Below are 2,385 nucleotides of genomic sequence, written 5' to 3'. Positions count from 1 at the left end.
AAATCTTGCGCGAACTGGCCGAAATGCCCTGCATGGTGTTGACCACTTCGGCCACCGCCGAACCGCCGCGCTCGGCCACGTCCGAAGCGCTGGCCGCCAACTGGTTCGCCTGCCTCGCGTTGTCCGCGTTCTGCTTGACCGTCGAAGCCAGCTCTTCCATCGATGCCGCGGTTTCCTCCAGCGAGGCAGCCTGTTCTTCCGTGCGGCTGGACAGGTCGGTGTTGCCGGCCGAAATCTCGCGCGACCCCACCGTGATCTCATCCACGCCGCGGCGCACCGTGGACACCGTGCGGGTCAGGCTTTCCTGCATGCGCTTGAGGGCGGCAAACAACTGGCCGATCTCGTTGTGCGAACGCACTTCGACACGGCTGGTCAGATCGCCCGCGGCGATCTTGTCGAAGTGCTGGCCGGCCTCGACCAGCGGACGCACGACCAGGCGGCCAAACAGCACGCGGCAGAACACCATCAGGACCAGCGCCAGGCCCACGGCCACGCCCACCGCCACCAGGGCGCGATTGAAATTGTTCTCGGCCTGCTCGATCGTGGCCTGCTGCTGGTCATCGATGTACTTGCTGAACTCGGAAATGGCCTCGATGAAGGCCGCGCTGCGCGGCGTGCCGTATTCGTTGTTCACCATGTAGAAGGTGGAGTAATCCTCGCTGCGCAACGCCTCGACCATCGTGTCGACGCCGTCATCGATATAGGAGCGATAGCGGCGCACCAGATTCATCGACAGTTGGCGGCCGGTATCGTCCTGCAGCATATTCTTCTGGAAATCCGAGAAGCGGCTGCGCACACCCGTCAGCAGATCGGTGGCGGCCTTGAGCGCGGCGGCGGCATCGCGCGCCGAGTTCTCGCCGCTGCCCCAGCCGGATTCCTGCAGATGGCGCGCGGCCACCATCAGGCTGACGCGGGCGCGCAGCATGTCGCTATTGATCACTTCCACCTGCTTGGCGCGCTCGGTCAACGCGTTGACCTCGCGGATGGATTCGTAGTTGTGCTGCAGGAAGAAGGCGGCCATGCCACCCACCGCCGCGATCAGCACGGCGAAGAACGCCATGACCCACAGCAGCATCGTGCCGACGCGGGCATCGCGCAGCCGCAGCTTGCGCTTGACCTTGGGCGCGCGCACGGCCTTCTTCTTACCGACCTTGCCCGATTTCGCTCCGGATTCCAGACTCGCTTCCATATTCTTTCCCCATCCCTCAGGTACAGCTCTGACCAAATGAAAACCCACCTCGGCGACCCCTCCTTGCGGACCGGGTTCACATCGAAGCGACGTACACGGGCGGCCCAGAGACCGCCGCGCTTTCCGCGGGAACCGGGGCCTATTGCCCCTGGCGCATCGGCTCGGGCGGCGCAGCCGGCACCGGTATGACGATGGTCTCCACCTGGGGCGGCGGCGCGGGCTGCTGCGCCCATTCCTGACCGGGGTCGGGCATGGGTGCGGGGCCCAGCAATTTCTGGCGTTCCCAGGGTTCCAGCAGAATATTGGTGCTGTCGACAAGACGCATCAGCCGGCCATCGGGGCCGAACTGCAACAACGCTTCCTTGCGGCTGTAAAGGCCGTCCGCGACAAACGTGATCTTGAAGGACCAGAGGGCCAGAAAAGTGCCATCGGTCTGTTTGTAGAACTTGTCAGGCGGGGCGGTGAGCGCCCGCGAGGCTTCTTCCAGCGTGGTCTGGCCCGGCGTCAGGGTCGACAACTTGCTGGGGTCGAAATTGTGGCCCGTCGCCGCGCAACCCGCGATCAGCACCGCAAGCGCCGCTGTGACCAGAAGTTTTAGATAGCCTCGCATACCTGCCCATTTACCGGTCGGGACCGGCGTCAAAAAGATTCCCAATCGTCGTCGGCCGGCGCCTGGCGGCGGGTGGCGGCCGGAGCCGGCTTGACGTCATTCACTGGCGCGGCCGTGCGTGGCGCGGGTCGGCGCAGCGGACGCGCCGCGCTGGCGCCTGCCGCCGTCGCCGGCGTGGCTCGATTCGCATGCGTCAGGCGCGCCGCTGGCGCGGCCGGCGCAGCGGGAGCGGCGGCCTTTTCCTGCGCCGGCGGCGCTTCTTCAACCCTGGTCGCGTTGACACGCGGCGTGTTGCGCTGCTGCGCCAATTGGCGCGCCGGCACCTCGATCACGTCGCCGGCATTGATCTTGAACACCGCCACCGCTTCGGCCAGGCGATGGGCCTGCTCCTGCAGCGAGCCGGCCGCGGCCGCCGCCTCTTCCACCAGCGCCGCGTTCTGCTGCGTCACCTCGTCCATTTGCGACACCGCCCGGTTGACCTGGTCGATACCGCTGGACTGCTCTTCCGAGGCCGCAGAGATCTCGCCCATGATGTCCGTCACCCGCTTGACCGAGGCCACGATCTCCTGCATCGTCGCGCCCGCCC

At 66.2% G+C, this 2,385-nt stretch carries 3 protein-coding genes; all 3 read right to left on the bottom strand.

Going from position 1 to position 2,385, the window contains the following annotated elements; genetic code table 11:
• Window positions 1–1,189: Tar ligand binding domain-containing protein (locus AC6LKG_RS26430; RefSeq protein ID WP_498169938.1), on the bottom strand; the 1,189-nt coding region annotated here is incomplete at its 3' end.
• A gap of 139 nt (window positions 1,190–1,328) precedes the next feature.
• Window positions 1,329–1,799, bottom strand: coding sequence for a hypothetical protein (locus AC6LKG_RS26425; RefSeq protein WP_498169941.1), 471 nt, complete (start codon window positions 1,797–1,799; stop codon window positions 1,329–1,331).
• Between the two features lie 29 nt (window positions 1,800–1,828).
• Window positions 1,829–2,385: methyl-accepting chemotaxis protein (locus tag AC6LKG_RS26420; RefSeq protein ID WP_498169936.1), on the bottom strand; the 557-nt coding region annotated here is incomplete at its 5' end.

The organism is Achromobacter sp. 46006 (genome assembly GCF_059761975.1).
The sequence above is the reverse complement of the archived record's forward strand: the minus strand, read 5'-3'. Positions and strand labels throughout refer to the sequence as shown.

What these genes read in the sequence shown, in the direction of transcription:
- AC6LKG_RS26425 (WP_498169941.1), bottom strand. Translation starts at nt 1,799, where the DNA reads ATGCGAGGCTATCTAAAACTTCTGGTCACAGCGGCGCTTGCGGTGCTG.